The organism is Marinovum sp. (assembly GCF_048263515.1).
Classification (GTDB): domain Bacteria; phylum Pseudomonadota; class Alphaproteobacteria; order Rhodobacterales; family Rhodobacteraceae; genus Marinovum.
Map to the genome: position 1 here is coordinate 25,674 of NZ_JBLXEC010000030.1, position 16,983 is coordinate 42,656.

Genomic DNA, 16,983 nt, shown 5'->3' on the forward strand with positions numbered 1-16,983 from the left:
CATGGGTTGGACAGGTTTCACCGCGATCTTTGCGGCCTTCTTCCTGACCCACTCGCTGCCTCTGCGGCCCGCCGTCAAGTCCGGCCTCGTCCGCCGCCTCGGCCCGCGCCGCTTCACCCTGGCCTATTCCGCTGTGTCGCTGATGATGCTGGCGCTGCTGATCTGGGCGGCGGGCGAGGCCCCATACGTCGAGCTCTGGCCGCAGATGGACTGGCACCGGCACACCGTGCATCGCGGCATGCTGGCCGTCTGCCTGATGCTGGCCCTGTCGCTCGGACGGCCTAACCCATTCTCCTTCGGCGGGATGCACAACGACCGTTTCTACCCCGCCCGGCCGGGGCTCGTCCGCTGGATACGGCACCCGGTTCTGGTTGCCCTGGCGCTCTGGGCCGGGCTTCACCTGCTGGTCAATGGCGATCTCGCCCATGTCATCCTGTTCGGCGTTCTGGGCAGCTTTGCCGTTGCCGGCCAGGGGTTGGTCAACCGGCGCAAGCGGCGCGAGATGGGGACCTCCGCCTGGCAGGCTCTTCGGGCCACCGTCCGCGAGGCGCCTCCCCTGCACCCTCCGGTGTCCTGGACCGGGCTGCTCCTGCGCCTTGCCGCCGGCATAGCAGCCTTTGTCGCGCTCCTGGCTGCGCATCCTTTTGTGATCGGGGTGTCCGCACTTTGAAACTTGGAGTTTCCGGGGGATCATGAGGCCTAGAGATCGCGAGCCGAGGGGACCCTGGTCCGCCCCGGTGACAGCCCTCCCCCGGCACGTCCTTGTCCCGCGTCAGCCCTTGCCGCGCGTCTTGGTTGCGCCTTCCTTGGCGTTCTTCTCAAGGAACTCGATGATCTTGCCGGCCACGTCCAGCTCGGTGGCCTTTTCGATGCCTTCAAGCCCGGGCGAGGAGTTCACCTCCATCACGACCGGGCCATGATTGGCGCGCAGCATGTCGACGCCGCAGACGTTGAGCCCCATGGTCTTGGCGGCTCGGACCGCCGTGGAGCGCTCTTCCGGCGAGAGTTTGACTACCTCGGCGCTCCCGCCGCGATGCAGGTTGGATCGGAACTCGCCTTCCGCGCCAGAGCGTTTCATCGCCGCGATCACCCGACCGCCAACCACAAAGGCCCGGATGTCGGTGCCCCCGGCTTCCTTGATGAATTCCTGGATCAGGATGTTGATATTGGCGCCGCGGAACGCCTCGATGACCGACTGGGCAGAGCGGTCCGTATCGGCGAGAACCACGCCGATGCCCTGGGTGCCCTCAAGCAGCTTGATCACCGTCGGGGCGCCGCCTGCCAGTTTCAGCACTTCCTCGGTCTGCTTGGGATCATGCGCAAAGGTCGTGACCGGCAGCCCGATGCCGTCGCGCGCCAGCAGTTGCATCGACCGCAGCTTGTCGCGCGACCGACCGATCGCCACGCTTTCATTGAGCGGATAGACCCCCTGCATCTCGAACTGGCGCAGAACGGCCATGCCGTAGAACGTGGCCGAGGCCCCGATCCGCGGAATGACGGCGTCATATCGCGGCAGCTTGTCGCCGTTGTAATAGACCTCCGGTCGCCGCGACGCGATGTTCATGTAGCACCGCAGCGTCTTGATCATCTCGAAGTCATGCCCCCGCTTCAGAGCAGCCTCCTTCAGGCGCTTGTGCGAATAAAGCGTGTGGTTCTGGGCCAGCATTGCGATCTTCATGTCTCTTCCTTTCGTGGACTAGGGACGTTCCGTGGCGCAGGTTCAGGAGGGCCGTCGCCCGAAGGTCGGGCACGTCTGCCGCATCCGGCGATGGGAACGGGTCTGTTCAGAATGGGCCTGGAGTGAATAGACGAGGCCCTGTCAGTGTCGGCCAGGAAGCCGGGTGACGCGGTGATCCGCGCTGCGCTTGTGCCGATCGGGTCAGTGGCGGAGCCATTGGGAAGGTCTGCGCCCCCTCGCCTCGAAGAGTGCACTGCACGCGGGATCGTTCAGCAGGCGCACGGCCCAAACAAATTTTGCTTGATGCAAAGGCCCCGGACCCGGCGGAGTGTGGCGGCGCGGCCAATGTCTGTTGAGAACCCCGGGTCCGAACAACCATAAGGTCAACATCGTGGCCAGCGACAATCCTGATCGCATGAGTACGGGCTCCACCGCTGATGACGTTGGGGCGCAGATCAGGTAATGATCTCCTGAGGTTCTCCATGGCCGCAAGGGTACCGGCGGATCGTATGTGAGGATAACGAATAATATTTACCGATAAGGTGATTTATTCTCACCTTATGCAAACCGATCTATCTGAGCGTGGAAGGGTTTGTTTCGCGCCGGGGCATGCCGTGAGAGGCACCCTGAAGTCGCCGCCGGAGAAGGAGTGTGAATGTCACTGACCCGGAAAATAGCGCTCATCGTCCTGTCCCTGATGAGCCTCGCTGCCGGGATCGCCAAGATCCTGCAGACGGAACAAGAGGTGCAGTTCTTCGCCGAAGCCGGGCTTGGCGTCATGCCACTCATGGGCTTGGGGCTCATCCAAGTTGCCGGCGGCTTGCTCTCCTGGATCCGGCGGTTCCGGCTGCCGGGACTGCTGCTCATCGCCCTTGGATTTTTCCTGTCGGTGGTGATCATCGCGGTGACTGGGGAGTTCGTTTTCGCTGCGCTCTCCATGCTGCCGGTGCTCGCTAGCCTGTGGTTGAGTCGGCTGGAAAGAAGTGACGTCGTAGGGGCGTAGTGGGAACTGAAGGGCCGCCGTCAAGGCCTGCCCTCAAGGTCGTTGCCACTTAGGCAACGCGGCTTGAGACCCGGCTTGACTTGCAGGACATGGGCGGCGGACCAGACCAGCAGACCTTGGAAGCAGACGCTTTCCGGTCAAAAATGCAGAGCCTTTGCGTCCTCGCATCGGGCTGGATGTCCAGGTGGCCTAGGCCGCTGGGCGACAGATAGCAGACCTCCTTCACCTTGGGTCACCTGCTCTCATCATGTCGCCATCAGGAACCCCATCAGCCTTCGCAACGTTCGTTTAGACCAACAGCGAAGGAGACAGGTGGTGAAATATCTCGGCCCGGGACTGCTTACTCTGGCCACTCTTGCCCTCGCCGTTGCCACCTTCGGAGCGCTCTTCGAGACAAATTCCTGGTGGCTGAGGATGACCGACTTCCCCCGGCTGCAATACCTGATCGGCCTTGCATTCGTCCTCATCGTCATCGCGCTGGCCCGGTCGGCAAACACCAGGCTGCGCGTGACGTTGGCCGTGATCGCCGTCGCGGCGCTGGGCTACAATACGATGAAACTGCTCCCTTACCTGCCGGAGAGTGATCGCGCGGACAGCGAGCAGGCCTGCAACGGCGCGCGGTCCTTCTCGGTCATGGTGGCCAACGTCAAGATGGGCAATCGCAGCGCCGAGGTGCTGATCGAGCTGGTCCGAAGCCGCAGCCCCGATCTGTTCTTGGCACTGGAGACCGACGAATGGGGGGACGCCGAACTGGCCACCCTCGATCGCGAGATGCCGCACAAGGTCCAGCGTATCACCGGCGGCTATTTCGGCATGCATCTGTTCTCGCGGCTGGTGCTCAGCGAAACCAAGACCATCTTTCCGGTCGAACAAGACGCGCCGGCGATCCTGACCAAGGTCGCGCTTCGGTCAGGCCAAGAGGTCTTCTTCGTCGGGCTCCACCCCAGGCCGCCACATCCGGGGCAATCCTCGATCGGCCGGGATGCACAGCTGCTCTGGGCTGCGTTTCAGGCGCGGGACGCCAAGGCGCCGGCCCTGATTGCCGGTGACCTGAACGCCGTTCCCTGGGAGCAGACCGTCGAGAGGATGCAGCGCGTCGGCGGTCTCATCGATCCGAGAGAGCGTCATGGCTACCAGGCGACTTATGATGCGCAATCCTGGTGGATGTCCTGGCCGCTTGACCACTTGCTCCACCAGGAAGGTCTGACGGTGAGTTCTTTCGACGTGCTGCCCGGTGTCGGCTCTGATCACCATCCGATCGAGGTTACGCTTTGCCACGGGCCGAGCGGCGTGCCAGCGCCGCAGATACAGGACGGCGATGTTGAACGCGCCGAGAGGGATATCGACCTCGCCTTGCGGTCGGCGGGTGAACGGCAGTGATCGGGCGGGAGCCCCGCAGCGGGCGGCGACCAAGTGGATTTCGGAACCGAGCGCGCCGGGCGGCGTTTTGCTCTCATGACCTCTGCCACCAAGTTGTCCACCCGGCGATTGGCCGTGATCCAATGGGTCCGCTCCCATGTCGAAGTGACGACACTCCTTCTGCTGGGCGTGATCATTGCGGCGATCTGGGCGCTGGCCGAACTGGTCGACGAAGTCTTCGAAGGCGCCACCCTGGACCTTGACCGAGACATCCTTCTTCTGCTGCGCACGCCCGGCGACCTGTCGGACCCGATCGGCCCTTGGTGGCTCGAGGAAATAGGGCGCGACCTGACGGCTCTGGGCGGAGTTGCGGTCCTGACGCTCACGACGCTGGTTGTCTCGCTGTTCTTTCTGCTGCGGCACCGATGGACCTCGATGCTCTACATCCTTGTTACGGTCGGCGGCGGCATCGCCATCAGCGGCGTCGCCAAGGAGTATTTCGACCGCCCCCGGCCAGACATCGTTCCGCACGGATCGCTGGTCCATACCGCGAGCTTTCCCTCAGGCCATTCGATGATGGCCGCCGTCGCCTATCTCTCGCTGGGGGTCCTGATCGCACGCCTCCAGCCCCGGCCCATCCTAAAGGTCTACATCCTGTCCGTGGCCGTTCTGCTGACGTTGCTGGTAGGGGTAAGCCGCGTCTACATGGGCGTGCATGGGCCAACAGATGTGGCGGCCGGCTGGCTCGCCGGAGGCGCCTGGGCAATTGTCTGCCTCACGGTGGCCCGTGGACTGGCCCGGCGGGGCCATATGGAAGAGGACGCGCAGGACGAAGCGTCTTGGCTTGGAGACTTTCGGAAATTTCGCGGCCATCTGCAGCCGGGCTCCCAATCCCCAAGCAATGCCGATGATCCCCAATTGACTTGGCCAACCGATCTCGCCTACCAAGGTGCGTTTGCCTGCGCTGCATTCTGCGGTGCTCCCCTGGTAAATCAACCATGCTCTTCGAACTCGGCCCACTTGCGCCATACGGAGCCCTCCTTCTCATTATAGCGATATTCGCGCTGTTCCTCAGCGAACGCCTCCCGGCAGAGGTGGTGGCGCTCACCGGGGTGGCGGTTGCGCTGCTGCTGGGGCTGGCGGCGGTCGACGACGTCCTGAAGGCGCTGAGCAACCCCGCCCCGGCGACCATCGGCGCCATGTTCGTGATCAGCGCGGCGCTGGTGCGGACCGGCGTGGTCGACACCATCGCCGAACGCCTCAGCCAGCAGGTCTCTCGCCGCCCGGTGCTGACGCTGCTGGGCTTCTTCGCGCTCGCCGGCGTGGCCTCGGCCTTCATGAACAACACGCCGGTGGTGATGGTGCTGATCCCGGTGGTTTTCGGCCTGTCGCGCGAGCTGGGCACCAGCGCTTCGCGCCTGCTGATCCCGCTGAGCTATGTGGTGATCCTCGGCGGCACCTGCACACTGATCGGCACCTCGACCAACCTGCTGGTCGACGGCGTGGCGCGAGAACTCGGGATGGTGCCCTTCACCCTGTTCGAGATCGCGCCGCTGGGCATCGTGCTGGCCTTGGTCGGTGGGGCGTTTCTGGCCGTGGCGGCGCCCCGCCTGCTTCCCGGCCAGAGGGCGCTGAGCGACCTGACCGCTCTGGGCGAACGGAAGTCCTGGACAGTCGAGCTCTTCGTTCCTGAAGGCTCTGACCTGATCGGCAAGGACATCGGCGACCTGCCCGAGTTTCGTCGCCGCGACACGCGGGTCATCGACCTGATCCGAGGCGACGTCTCGCTGCGCCACGCGCTGGCCGGGATGACGCTGGCCACCGGGGACCGCATCGTTCTGCGCACCTCGGATACCGAGATCATGGGCTTTCGCGAAAGCGACCCAAGGGTCCGGATCGCCGGGGCGGAGCTGGCCTCTACCCGTCAGCATCGCGTCATCGAGGCGATTGCCAAGACCGACATGGGCCCGGTGGCGCAGCTTGGCTGGCGTCGGCGCTACGGCGTCTATCCGATTGCCCTGCATCGGAGGGGTGAGGCCGTCGACATGGGCCGGGAGGCGCTGCACCTGCGCCCCGGTGACACTGTCCTGCTTGACGGACCCGTCGAGGACATCGCGCGGCTCGCCCGCGAGGAAGACCTGATCCCGCTGGCGCCGATCGCCGCACGCGCCTTTCTGCGGCACAAGGCGCCTCTCGCCCTCGCCATCCTCGCGGCCGTGGTGCTGGGGGCGGCGCTTGACCTCGCGCCGATCCTGCCGCTGGCGATCATCGGCGCGGCGCTGGTTCTGGTGACGGGCTGCGTCGGCCCGGACGAAGGGCTCGGGGCCATCGACGGCAAGCTCCTGCTGCTGATCGTCGCGATGCTGGTGCTGGGCACATCGCTGGACAAGACCGGTGCCATGGCAATGATCGTGAACGGCCTTTCCGGGCCGCTTGCGGCGATGGGGCCGTTGCTGGCGCTTGCGGTCATCTATGCGATCACCTCGATCCTGACAGAGGTGGTCACCAACAACGCCGTCGCAGTCATCATGACACCGATTGCGGCAGGGATCGCCGCGCAATTGGGGCTCGACCCCCGGGCCTTTGTCGTCGCGGTGATGTTCGCGGCCAGCGCCAGCTTTGCGACGCCGATCGGTTATCAGACCAACACCATGGTCTACAGCGCCGGCGGCTACCGGTTTTCGGATTTCCTTCGGATCGGCCTGCCGATGAACATCGTGGCAGGCTTGGTCACCGTGCTGCTGGCGCCGGTGATCTGGCCGCTGACCCCGTGATGCGCGCTTGACCGTGAAACCCCGCCCGCTGGCGCGCTGGCACAAGGCCTTCGGCCTTGTCGCCGGGCTGACCCTTGTCAGCCGCATCCTCGGCTTCGGCCGCGACGTGCTGCTCGCGGCCATCCTCGGCACCGGACCGGTCGCGGTCGCCCTGATGCTGGCGCTGAGGCTGACCAGCCAGCTCAGAGGCATCCTCGCCGAGGGCGCCTTCACCGCCGCCTTCCAGCCGATCGACGCCGGGTTCCCGGCACGCAGCCCCGAGGCCGAGCGGTTCCGCGCCGAGGTTCTGGGCTGGCTGATCCTGGTGAACCTGCTGCTGCTGGCCGGCGTTCTGGTGGCACCGGGCGCCGTCCTGCTGGTCTTTGCCCCCGGCTATTCCCCCGAAGACGCCGTCTATCCGATCGCCCGGGACCTCCTGCGCATCACCTTTCCCTACCTGCTGTGCATTTCGGTCATGGCCTTCTTTGCCGCGCAGCTCAGCGGACAAGGGCGGTTTGCGGCCTTTGCGCTGGGGCCGAGCCTGCTGAACCTCTGCATCATCCTGGGCCTCTTGCTGGAAGAGAGGTTGGCGCTTTCGGGCCATGCGACCGCCTGGGCGGTCTTTGCTGGCGGCGTGCTGCAGGTCGGGCTGATCCTGCGCGCCAGCGCCTTTGCGGGGATCGGAGTGACATGGCCGGCGCTGGGTCTCGGCGCGGCGACGCGGCGTTTCTTCCGCAACCTCCTGCCGGCGGTGCTGAGCTCTGGCGCGCTGCAGGTCGCGGTCATGCTGGACACGATCCTCGCCTCGATGCTGGCCGAGCGGACCCTGGCGCATCTCTAATTCGCGGATCGGCTCTATCAGTTGCCCATCGGGCTGATCTCGGTGGCTTTGGGCACGGTGCTGCTGCCGGAGCTTGCCAAGCGTCGGGCGGTCGGTGCCTCGCCCGGCCGCAATCCCCTGTCGCAGGCGCTGCTGATCTGCGCGCTGGTCGGAGTGCCTTTGTCCCTTGGCCTTTATGCCTTTGGCGAGCCACTCCTGCGCCTGCTGTTCGAACGCGGTACTTTCACCGCCGCCGACACGCGCGCCACGGCCGCCATCCTCAACGGATACGTCCTCGGGCTGGTCCCGGCCCTGATGGTCCGACCGCTCGTGGTGGGCTTTCAGGCGCGGCAGGACACCACCACGCCGTTTCGACTGCTGCTGATCTCGCTCGCCGTTAACATCGCCTGCAAGGTCCTGCTGATCGGTGATCTCGGCCCCGTGGCCCTGAGCCTCGGCACCTCGGCCGGGATGGCGGTCTATGCGATCCTGCTCGCGGTCATGGGGTTGCGGAGATCTTTCGAACGGTGAGACCAAGGCCGAGGGCCAGGCCAGCCACATCGGTTCGTTGTAGACCTCTGAGCAGACATGAACTTCCTCATAGCCTCGCCGCTTCCGGCAGCGCCCAATGAGGAGGTTTCGCGCCAGGACACTGCCGGCACCTGGATGCATCCCCCTCCCTTACACGCCCCTTTCTAGGACTTCGCAAGGCTCCGATGTGCACGTGGGCCTGTACCGGGAGATCGAGGCTTTCCTGTTTCGGGAACGGACAAGATCTCAGGCCGGGCGAGCCAAATCCAATACTGCGGTCTCGTGTGCGGTGAGGACGAGGTCGACTTCCACCACGCCACAATCTCAGAGCCACACCACCTTGCGAAGGTGCCCGTATGCAAAGCAACGTCAGGCCTGACAACGTGAAGGCCTCGTACCAATTCACGGTTGCTCGGCAAGGAACGCACCGCCCGGTATAGGCAAACGGCGCCTTTAGACCGTCCGGCGCCGCTTGAACAACTCCCCGAGATCCTCCGAAGTGTCCTCCACCCCCGCCATGCGCAGCATGTGCCAGGCCAGCGCCGTATTGCTCGAAATCACCGGAACGCCGATCCTGGCTTCGGCCTCGGGGATGATATCGAGGCAGCGCAGGTTGGTGCAGGAGACGAAGACCGCGTCGCAGGGTGCCTGGGCCGCGACGGTCTCGATGGCCTGAAGGATCGAGTCGGCGGTGATCCGGGCGACGACGCGGTCGTTGCCCTCCTCGAAGGATCCGAAGCCCGCGATCTCGAAGCCGGCCACTTCGAGCTTCTGGCGCATTCTGGCCGAGACCTCGGCGATGTAGGGCGTCACGAAGCCAAGCCGCCGCACCCCCAGCGCGCGGCAGGCTGCGATGATGGCGGCCAGTGGGTCGGTGACCTTGGCGCCGGGGCAAGCGGTGCGCACGGCCGCGGCAACGTTGTCAGAGCCGATCACGGTCGAGGCCGAGGTGCAGCCGAAACCGATGGCGTCGAACTGCAGCGACGGCGGCAGAAGGCGGGCCGAGGCCGGCAGGTCCTGCTCCATCAGCATCAGCGTGTCAGGCCGGATCTCCGGCGCCATGGCGATCCGGGTGTGATAGAGCGCCACGCCCTGACGGGCCATGATCCGGGCGAATTCCGGCTCCATGGTCTCGTCGGTTTCAAGCACGATCACGCCGAGGTTCGCGCGCGTTCCGATGCCGCGGTCGGTCTGGAAGTCGAGTTTCATGGCGGGTCCTCAGATGATGGGAAGCTCGGGCGCGGCGCGCTCGGTCAGCAATTGCGCGCCCTGGCGGCGCACCACGATGTTTTCCTCGTGCACCATGATCCGGCCGGCGCCATAGCTCAGCGAGGGCTCGAGCGTCAGCACCATGTTCTCGGTCAGCTCGGTGGTGTCCCAGGCGGCGTGCGACGGCCATTCGGTCAGTTGCATGCCCAGCCCGTGACCGAGCCGTCCGACGTCGCCGCCCTGGTCGTCCAGCTCGGCAATCACATCCTGCATGGCGCGAAAGAGATCGCGGCAGGTGGCGCCCGGTTGCGCGGCGGCGATCCCGGCCTCGGTCGCGCGCCAGAGCACGTCATAGGCGCGGCGTGAGGCGTCGTCGGCGGCACCGATGGCAAAGTTGCGGTCGAAATCGCAGAAATAGCCGTCCCAGGTGGCGCCGGTGTCGAGCATCAGGATATCGCCCTGCGCAAGAGGCCGGCGCGACGGCGGCGAGATCACGTCACTGTAGCCGCCGGTGTCAGCCCCGCCGACGAGATAGGGTACGTCGTCCGCCCCCTGCGCCAGCGCTTCGCGGCGGAAGGCGCGGAACAGGTCTTCCATTGGAAGGCCGGCCTGAGCGATGTCGGGCACCTGCGCAAAGGTACGCGAGCCGATAGCGCAGATATGGGCGATCTTCTCGATCTCGGCCTCGGATTTCACCATCCGCAAGTCACGGATAATGCCGGTGGCATCGGCAATGCGCAGACCGGGCAGACCTGAGAGCAGCCGTTCGTAGTCATTCAACGGCATTCTCAGGTGGGTCTCGTGGCCTTTCATCAGGCCGATGGTCTCGCCGCTCTGCGCGTGATCCGAGAGCAGATCGGTCAGAAGGCTGATGCCGTCATCCTCCGGCGCCGGCGCGCTCCAGGTACGGATATCCTCGATCCAGGTGCGGCGCATCAGGTCGGCGCCGATCTCGGGGATGATCGCGATCGGCTTGCCGCTGCTCGGGACAAACAGGAACCAGGGCCGCGTCGGGCTTTGCCAGAACAGGGTGTGATAGCCGCTGAAGTAGCGCACTTCCGGCTCGGTGGTCAGCAGCAGGCCGGCGAGGCCAGTCTCGGCCATTCTGGTTTGCGCTCGGGCGGTCCGGGCGGCGAATTCGTCTTCGCGGAACCCGCGGTCAGGGGCAGTCATCAGAGGGTGTCCTTTCGCACGGGCAGTCGGTCCTTGACCAGCTGCACCCAGAAATTCGCGCCGATCGGCAGCAGGGCGTCGTTGAAATCATAGTCGGACGCATGCAGCGGGCGGCCACAAGCCCCGGCCTCGCCGTTGCCCAGCAGCAGAAAGCAGCCCGGAACCGCGGCAGAGAATTGCGCGAAATCCTCGGAAAAGCTCATCGGCGCGCGGTCGCGGATCAGCGGGCAGCCGGCGGCCTCGGCGGCGCGGTAGACCGCTTCGACGGGCGTGGCGGCGTTGATCGTCTCGACGAACTGCGTGTCGAAGGTGACCTCTGCGGTGATCCCGTGCGCCGCGGCGACGCCTTGGGTGATCTGGCGCATGAAGCTTTCGATGGCGATGCGATCCTCGAGCGAACGGGCGCGAAAATCGCCCTTGAGCGTGGCATGGCCCGGCAGCACGTTGCGCTGGCCATCGGTCAGGAATTCGGTCACCGACACCACGGCCCCCGAAGCTGGCGCCAGCTTGCGCGCGACAACGGTCTGCAGGGCAAGCACGATCTCGGCGCCGACGGTCAGCGCATCGACACCGACCTGTGGCATGGAGGCGTGGCCGCCACGACCCTTGACCGCGATCTCGAACAAGGTCTCGCTGTTGCAGATGATGCCGGCCCGCGTCGACACCTGCCCCACCGGCGCGCCCGGCAGATTGTGGATGGCAAAGATCTCGTCGATCGGAAACCGCTCCAACGCGCCTTCATCGATCATCGCGCGCGCGCCAAGCCCGTGCTCTTCGTTGGGCTGGAACAGAAAGACCACGGTGCCGTCGAACGCCGGGTCCCGCGCCAGCTGCTCTGCCGCGCCCAGCAGCATGGTGGTGTGGCCGTCGTGGCCGCAGGCATGCATGGCACCGGGCGCGGTGGACACATGGTCATGCGTCGAGGTCTCGGTGATCGGCAGCGCGTCCATGTCGGCGCGCAGGCCTACGGCCTTGTTGCCGCCGCCGGAGCGAAGCACGCCGACAACGCCGGCACCTTCGTGAACCTCAAGCCCCAGAGCGCGCAGATGGTCGGCGACAAACGCCTTGGTCCGGGTCTCCTGAAACCCCAGTTCGGGATGTCGGTGCAGATCCCGCCGGATCTCTGTCAGTCGCGTCTCGAAGTCTTTCATCCTGCCACCAGCCAGTTGTCCTGATGGTGATACAAAACGGGTCTGCGCAACAGGCATCAAGTTTCGGCCCGATCGCGAGAATTTTTCTCACCAACCGGGCTGGTCAAGATCGGTTTTTACAACCGACCCGGTGCCGCGCGGCGACTCGGGGCCCGCCGGTCAGATCGGCAGATGCAGCCCGACCTTGGCGCGGTCCATTGTGATCGAGGTGCGGAAGCGGCGGACATTGGAGTTCTCGAAGAACAGCCGATGGGTCAATGCTTCGAAATCCTGCATGTCCTTGGCGGTGCAGACCAGGATGAAATCGGCCTCTCCGGTGACATAGTAACACTGTTGCACCTGCGGCTCGGCCTTGGCGCGTTTGCGGAAGAGATCAAGCTGTTGCAGCGTTTCCCGGTCCAGCTCGACCAGCACGATGAAGGTCATCTTGTAGTCGAACTGCGACGGATCGAGGATCGCCACCTCTTTCTGGATCAGCCTGGAGTCCCTCAGCCGCTTCACCCGCCGCTGCACCGAGGGCACCGACAGGTTGCATTCCTGCGCCAGCCGCTCGAGCCCGACCCGGCAATCGTCCTGCAGCACCCGGAGAATCGTCAGGTCGGCGTCGTCAAGTTCGGCTGCCATGAGCATTTCTCCCGCTGGTCTGGGGCGATGTGAAAGAATTTATCGAAGATAGGGCCAAGAACGAAAAATGGGAAGTCTCCGGCTGGGGTAAAAATTGCGCCATGACCTCAGTGGATACACCCGACATGCTTGATAAAGACACACTCAGCTTTGACCCGAACGTGGCCCGCGCGATGGAGTTCTTTCGATCGCAGGAGCACTACGACGTGTCTCCCTTGATCGAGATCGACGGGCCGGGCGGGGTGAAGGTCCTTGCCAAGGACGAGACCGGGCGCATGGGGCTTGGTGCCTTCAAGGCGCTCGGCGCACCTTATGCCGTGGCGCGCATCCTGGCCGAGGCTTGGGAGGCCAAGACCGGCGAGGTCCTGACCCCGGCGCGCATGGGCGACGCCGATGTGCGCGACTTTGCCGCGACGCATACCTTCGTCTGCGCAAGCGCCGGCAATCACGGCATGGGCGTCGCCGCCGGTGCACGTGACATGGGTGCCAAGGCGCGCATCCACCTCGCCGCCACGGTGCCCGCAGGATTTGCCGACCGGCTGAAGGCGTTGGGGGCGGAGGTGGTCCGTTCGGGCGATGTCTACGAGGAAAGCGTGGCAGAGGCGATTGCCGATGCTGAGCGCAGCGGCGCCACGCTGCTGGCCGATGGCACATGGGAAGGCTACACCGAGATCCCGAAATGGGTGATGGAAGGCTATTGCGTCATCGCCGAGGAGCTGCGCGCCTCCTTCGAGGCGTCGGGCAACTGGCCCACGCATGTCTACCTTCAGGCCGGTGTCGGCGGTCTGGCCGCCGCCATGGCGCATATGATCCGCCTCAACTGGGCCGAGCAGCCTGAGCTGATCGTTGTCGAGCCTGAAGCCGCCGCCTGTCTTCAGGCCAGCCACAAGGCCGGCAAACCGACCCGCGGCGAAGGGCCTGAATCCAACATGGGCCGTCTCGACTGCAAGGACGCCTCGATCGTGGCCTGGAGCGTGCTGGAACGCTGCGACGTACGGTACGAGACGCTGACCGAAGACGAAGGCCAGGCCGCTGCCGACGAGCTTGCCGCGCTTGGCGTCGCCACCACCCCATCGGGGGCCGCCGGATACGGCGCCCTCTGCAAACGTGCTGCCGCTGCCTCGGCCGGCGCCGAACCCCGCCCGCTTGTTTTCATTTCAGAAGGCCCCGCATAAGCGGGCCAATCAGGGACCAACCATGAAATACACCATTGGCAAGTTCATCTTCCCGGCGCTGCTTGCCGCCGGTCTCTCCACCGCGGCTGCCGCCGACACCTGGAAATTCGCCTCGGAAGAAGACAAGGGCGATGTGCAGGACATCTTTGCCCAGGCCTTTGCCGAAAGCATCAAGGCGCAGTCCGACGGCGACATCAAGGTGCGCATCTACTACTACGGCCAGCTCGGGACCGAGAACGACATCGTGGAACTGGCGTCCAAGGGCACCATCCAGTTCGTCTCGGTCGGCACCGGTCACCTCGGCTCCTATGTGCCCGAAGCGCAGGTTCTCGACCTGCCCTACGTGCTGGGCGGCGATGTGGACGTGATCCGAGAGGTCCTGACCACCAGCCCGACGATCTACGAAGACCTGAGCGGCAAGTTCGAGAAGGTGAACCTCAAGCTGCTGACGATGATTTCGGAAGGCGAAATGGTCTGGGGCGCGAACAAGGAAATCCGCAACCCGGCTGATTTCGACGGCCAGAAGATCCGCACCTTCACCTCGACCATTCCGGTCGAGACCTACAAGGCCTTCGGCGCCAACCCGACGCCCCTGTCCTGGGGCGAGGTCTATGGCGCGCTGCAGCTCAAGACCGTCGATGGCATGGTGAACCCGATCTACTTCATCTACAACGCCAAGTGGCACGAAGTGCAGGATTACCTGATCTTCCCGGCCCAGCAGCCCTATGTCGGCACCGTGTCGACCAACAGCGCCTGGTTCAACGATCTGCCCGCCAATGAGCAGGAGATGGTGACCAAAGCCATCGCCGAGGCTGAACAGGCGGCGCATGACTACCAGATCCGGATCAACCAGGAGAACCTGGACAAGATCAAGGCCGAGCGCCCTGACCTGCAGATCGTCACCCTTAGCGAAGAAGAACGCGCGGTCTTCGAAGCCAAGAGCACCGCGCTCCACGAGACCTTCTACAACGTCGTCGAAAACGCCTATGACGCCGCCGACAAGGCCGCGGCACGCGAAGGCGCCAGGAAGATCCTCGAAGGTCTGCTTCAAGAGGTCGCTGGCAACTCGTAGCGCCTGCGAAACTTGCCGGAAGGCGCGGCTCTCGGGCTGCGCCTTTCATCCGGGAGGGGGCGCAAGGCGTCCGGGGGAGTGAGACACATGAAAGCCGTACTGCTGGGCCTGAGCAAAGCCACGGAAGCCATCGAGAAGACCATCATCATTGCGGCGATCCTGCTGATGATGCTGAACTCGACCGCCAATGCCATCGGGCGCTATGCCTTTGGCAAGAGCCTGTTCTTTGCCGAAGAGCTGAACCAGTTCCTGATCGTCGGCGTGACCTTCGTGGGATTTGCCTATGCCGTCCGCAAGGGCCGCAACATCCGCATGACCGCGGTCTATGACACGCTGAGCCGCCGGTCCAAGAAGATCATCCTGACGCTGATCTCGATCACCACCGCGCTCTTGCTGTTCTTTCTCGCCTACAAGTCGGTGTTCTACGTGCTCGAGATCAAGGGCCTGAACCGCCTGAGCCCGGCGCTGCAGTTTCCCGTCTACATCATCTACGCGGTGATCCCGGTGGGCCTGTTCATGGCGGGGCTGCAATACCTGATCGCCTTCGTGATGAACCTCACCCACCCCGGCGCCTGGCATTCCTACGAGATCGAGGATGCGCAAGCCGAGGACATTGGAGTCTGACATGTCGGGTATCTTCGAATTTCTGGGCGACATCGTGAACGCCGAGCTCGACATCTGGGTCATCACCTTCACGCTGGTGGTGGCGATGGTGATCCTGCTGTTTCTCAGCTTTCCGATGGTGGTGCCGCTTGCCGTGGCGACGCTGATCGGCCTTGTCCACTTCTCCGAGATCGACACCGGCGTCATCCTGCAGCAGATGGTGACGGGCATTTCGCCCAACGCCTTGATCGCCGTGCCGATGTTCATCCTGGCCGCCGACATCATGGCGCGCGGCCATACCGCCAACAACCTGCTCGGGCTGATCGAAGCCTATTTCGGTCACCGTCGGGCCGGCCTGCCGATCACCGCCTGCATCAGCTGCACGCTGTTCGGCTCGGTCTCGGGCTCGACCCAGGCGACCGTGGTCTCGATCGGCCAGATCATGCGGCCGAAGCTGCTGAAGGCGGGCTACAAGGACAGCTTCGTCATGGCGCTGATCATCAACGCCAGCGACATCGCCTTTCTCATTCCGCCGAGCATCGGGATGATCCTCTACGGCACTCTGGCCAACACCAGCGTCGGCGAGTTGTTCATTGCCGGCATCGGCCCCGGGATCGTGCTGGCGGTGCTTTTCTCGATCTATTGCTACGTCTACAGCAGCCTGCAGGGCGACACGATCACCCTTGTGCCCAAGAAGACCGGTGCCGAACGGCGCGCGGCCTTTCGCAAGGCGATCCTGCCCTTGGGCTTCCCGGTGCTCATCGTCGGCGGCATCTATTCCGGCGCGGTGACCCCGACCGAAGCCGCCGCCTTTTCGGTGCTCTATGCGCTGATCGTCGAATGCGTAATCTACCGCGAGCTCAAGCTCGACGACGTGCTGCAATCGGCGCTCGGCACCGGCCTGATCACAGCGGTGGTCTTCATCCTCGTCGGAATGGGCCAGGCGTTTTCCTGGTACATCTCTTTCGAGCAGATACCGCAGGGCCTGCTGGAGCCGCTCAACCTCGAAGGCGCCTCGGACGAGTACATCCTGTTCATCATCGCGCTAAGCTTCTTCGTGGGCTGCATGTTCGTCGACTCGCTCGTCGTGCTGGTCATCCTGACACCGATCTTCGTCCCTATCGTCGACGCCTCCGGGCTCGATCCGGTTCTCGTCGGGGTCATGGTCACGCTGCAGATGGCCATCGGCTCGGCCACGCCACCCTTTGGCTGCGACATCTTCACCGCGATCGCCATCTTCAACAAGTCCTACATGGATGTCATCCGCGGCACCCTCCCCTTCTTCCTGATCCTGGCCTTCATGTCGGCCTTGCTGATCTACTTCCCGGGCATCGCGTTGTTTCTGCGGGATCTGGCGGCGTTCTGAAGTCGGTCTGAGCCCTGCCGTCAAATGTGGCGGGGCTCGACATGCAGAGAGAGTTGATCGCGAAGCAACCCATCCAAGATGTGCGAGATTGTCGGCTCTAAGGTCATCTTCTGAGTCAGCTTGGATCCGCATAGGCCCATGGTGCATCGTTCCGAGATGGTCGACTTCATCATAATGCTCAAGACATTACCGTTGAGCTAATGGGATGAACTGCCTTCCCACCAACCCGCTGCTATCGTGGCAGGCATAGGTGGAGAGAGGAGCATCTGATGGACATCAAGGTTTTGGGAATAGACCTGGGCAAGACCGTTTGCAGTCTGGCCGGGCTGGATGAATCAGGCGCGGTCGTGTTTCGCAAACGCCTCCAGCGGCATCGACTGCTGGATTTTCTGGATTGGCTTTCACCTTGTGTTGTTGCGATGGAAGCCTGTGGCGGCGCACATCACATTGGGCGCTTTTGTCTTCA

The 16,983-nt window shown here is 64.2% G+C and carries 14 protein-coding genes and 2 pseudogenes; 11 read left to right on the forward strand and 5 right to left on the reverse strand.

Features of this window, described 5'->3' with window-relative positions:
* Position 1: 1 nt before the first annotated feature.
* Entirely contained in the window at positions 2 to 670 is a 669-nt protein-coding gene (locus ACN0SE_RS19220; protein ID WP_417526150.1) for an NnrU family protein, read from the forward strand.
* A 102-nt stretch (positions 671 to 772) separates the two neighbouring features.
* On the opposite strand, the gene rimK is transcribed toward ACN0SE_RS19220, so the two are convergent.
* On the reverse strand, positions 773 to 1,678 hold the full coding sequence (gene rimK / locus ACN0SE_RS19225) for a 30S ribosomal protein S6--L-glutamate ligase (protein WP_417526151.1): 906 nt from the start codon (positions 1,676 to 1,678) through the stop codon (positions 773 to 775).
* A gap of 655 nt (positions 1,679 to 2,333) precedes the next feature.
* Between rimK and ACN0SE_RS19230 the strand changes: the two genes are divergently transcribed.
* The 5 genes and pseudogenes from ACN0SE_RS19230 to murJ all read left to right on the forward strand — a co-directional run bounded on the left by ACN0SE_RS19230 (position 2,334) and on the right by murJ (position 8,144).
* On the forward strand, positions 2,334 to 2,681 hold the full coding sequence (locus ACN0SE_RS19230) for a hypothetical protein (protein ID WP_417526152.1): 348 nt from the start codon (positions 2,334 to 2,336) through the stop codon (positions 2,679 to 2,681).
* 414 nt (positions 2,682 to 3,095) lie between these two features.
* Entirely contained in the window at positions 3,096 to 4,061 is a 966-nt protein-coding gene (locus tag ACN0SE_RS19235; protein WP_417526153.1) for an endonuclease/exonuclease/phosphatase family protein, read from the forward strand.
* A 33-nt stretch (positions 4,062 to 4,094) separates the two neighbouring features.
* The gene (locus tag ACN0SE_RS19240) at positions 4,095 to 5,093 is read left to right on the forward strand and encodes a phosphatase PAP2 family protein (RefSeq protein ID WP_417526154.1); all 999 of its coding nucleotides are present in this window, start codon (positions 4,095 to 4,097) and stop codon (positions 5,091 to 5,093) included.
* Positions 5,039 to 6,814: an SLC13 family permease gene (locus ACN0SE_RS19245; protein WP_417526155.1), complete on the forward strand. Its 1,776-nt coding sequence runs from the start codon at positions 5,039 to 5,041 to the stop codon at positions 6,812 to 6,814. Before ACN0SE_RS19240 ends, ACN0SE_RS19245 begins: the two co-directional genes overlap by 55 nt.
* A 106-nt stretch (positions 6,815 to 6,920) precedes the next feature.
* A pseudogene (gene murJ / locus ACN0SE_RS19250) lies at positions 6,921 to 8,144 on the forward strand (murein biosynthesis integral membrane protein MurJ).
* Between the two features lie 453 nt (positions 8,145 to 8,597).
* On the opposite strand, the gene ACN0SE_RS19255 reads toward murJ, so the two are convergent.
* The 4 genes from ACN0SE_RS19255 to ACN0SE_RS19270 all read right to left on the reverse strand — a co-directional run bounded on the left by ACN0SE_RS19255 (position 8,598) and on the right by ACN0SE_RS19270 (position 12,301).
* A complete protein-coding gene (locus tag ACN0SE_RS19255) occupies positions 8,598 to 9,353 on the reverse strand; it encodes an Asp/Glu racemase (protein ID WP_417526156.1) in 756 nt (251 codons plus the stop codon).
* A 9-nt stretch (positions 9,354 to 9,362) separates the two neighbouring features.
* Positions 9,363 to 10,526, reverse strand: a complete 1,164-nt coding sequence (locus ACN0SE_RS19260) for a M24 family metallopeptidase (RefSeq protein WP_417526157.1) — start codon at positions 10,524 to 10,526, stop codon at positions 9,363 to 9,365.
* Positions 10,526 to 11,677: an amidohydrolase gene (locus ACN0SE_RS19265; RefSeq protein ID WP_417526158.1), complete on the reverse strand. Its 1,152-nt coding sequence runs from the start codon at positions 11,675 to 11,677 to the stop codon at positions 10,526 to 10,528. Before ACN0SE_RS19265 ends, ACN0SE_RS19260 begins: the two co-directional genes overlap by 1 nt.
* A 159-nt stretch (positions 11,678 to 11,836) precedes the next feature.
* Positions 11,837 to 12,301 carry an Lrp/AsnC family transcriptional regulator gene (locus tag ACN0SE_RS19270; protein WP_417526159.1) on the reverse strand — a complete coding sequence of 155 codons (465 nt, stop codon included), beginning with the start codon at positions 12,299 to 12,301 and terminating at the stop codon, positions 11,837 to 11,839.
* A gap of 125 nt (positions 12,302 to 12,426) precedes the next feature.
* On the opposite strand from ACN0SE_RS19270, the gene ACN0SE_RS19275 reads away from it, so the two are divergent.
* From ACN0SE_RS19275 to ACN0SE_RS19295, 5 genes and pseudogenes are all read left to right on the forward strand, one after another.
* Complete coding sequence (locus ACN0SE_RS19275) at positions 12,427 to 13,476, forward strand: pyridoxal-phosphate dependent enzyme (protein WP_417526160.1); 1,050 nt, start codon at positions 12,427 to 12,429, stop codon at positions 13,474 to 13,476.
* Positions 13,477 to 13,498: 22 nt separating this feature from the next.
* Entirely contained in the window at positions 13,499 to 14,548 is a 1,050-nt protein-coding gene (gene dctP / locus ACN0SE_RS19280; protein WP_417526161.1) for a TRAP transporter substrate-binding protein DctP, read from the forward strand.
* 87 nt (positions 14,549 to 14,635) lie between these two features.
* A complete protein-coding gene (locus ACN0SE_RS19285) occupies positions 14,636 to 15,172 on the forward strand; it encodes a TRAP transporter small permease (RefSeq protein ID WP_417526162.1) in 537 nt (178 codons plus the stop codon).
* A 61-nt stretch (positions 15,173 to 15,233) separates the two neighbouring features.
* Positions 15,234 to 16,517, forward strand: coding sequence for a TRAP transporter large permease (locus ACN0SE_RS19290; RefSeq protein WP_417526164.1), 1,284 nt, complete (start codon positions 15,234 to 15,236; stop codon positions 16,515 to 16,517).
* 269 nt (positions 16,518 to 16,786) lie between these two features.
* Positions 16,787 to 16,983 (forward strand): annotated as a pseudogene (locus ACN0SE_RS19295) (IS110 family transposase); the annotation flags it as partial.

Excerpts from the sequence above, each read along its gene's own strand:
- ACN0SE_RS19220 (WP_417526150.1), top strand. The coding sequence starts at position 2 with ATGGGTTGGACAGGTTTCACCGCGATCTTTGCGGCCTTCTTCCTGACC.
- rimK (WP_417526151.1), bottom strand. The coding sequence starts at position 1,678 with ATGAAGATCGCAATGCTGGCCCAGAACCACACGCTTTATTCGCACAAG.
- ACN0SE_RS19230 (WP_417526152.1), top strand. The coding sequence starts at position 2,334 with ATGTCACTGACCCGGAAAATAGCGCTCATCGTCCTGTCCCTGATGAGC.
- ACN0SE_RS19235 (WP_417526153.1), top strand. The coding sequence starts at position 3,096 with ATGACCGACTTCCCCCGGCTGCAATACCTGATCGGCCTTGCATTCGTC.
- ACN0SE_RS19245 (WP_417526155.1), top strand. The coding sequence starts at position 5,039 with ATGCTCTTCGAACTCGGCCCACTTGCGCCATACGGAGCCCTCCTTCTC.
- ACN0SE_RS19255 (WP_417526156.1), bottom strand. The coding sequence starts at position 9,353 with ATGAAACTCGACTTCCAGACCGACCGCGGCATCGGAACGCGCGCGAAC.
- ACN0SE_RS19260 (WP_417526157.1), bottom strand. The coding sequence starts at position 10,526 with ATGACTGCCCCTGACCGCGGGTTCCGCGAAGACGAATTCGCCGCCCGG.
- ACN0SE_RS19265 (WP_417526158.1), bottom strand. The coding sequence starts at position 11,677 with ATGAAAGACTTCGAGACGCGACTGACAGAGATCCGGCGGGATCTGCAC.
- ACN0SE_RS19270 (WP_417526159.1), bottom strand. The coding sequence starts at position 12,301 with ATGGCAGCCGAACTTGACGACGCCGACCTGACGATTCTCCGGGTGCTG.
- ACN0SE_RS19275 (WP_417526160.1), top strand. The coding sequence starts at position 12,427 with ATGCTTGATAAAGACACACTCAGCTTTGACCCGAACGTGGCCCGCGCG.
- dctP (WP_417526161.1), top strand. The coding sequence starts at position 13,499 with ATGAAATACACCATTGGCAAGTTCATCTTCCCGGCGCTGCTTGCCGCC.
- ACN0SE_RS19285 (WP_417526162.1), top strand. The coding sequence starts at position 14,636 with ATGAAAGCCGTACTGCTGGGCCTGAGCAAAGCCACGGAAGCCATCGAG.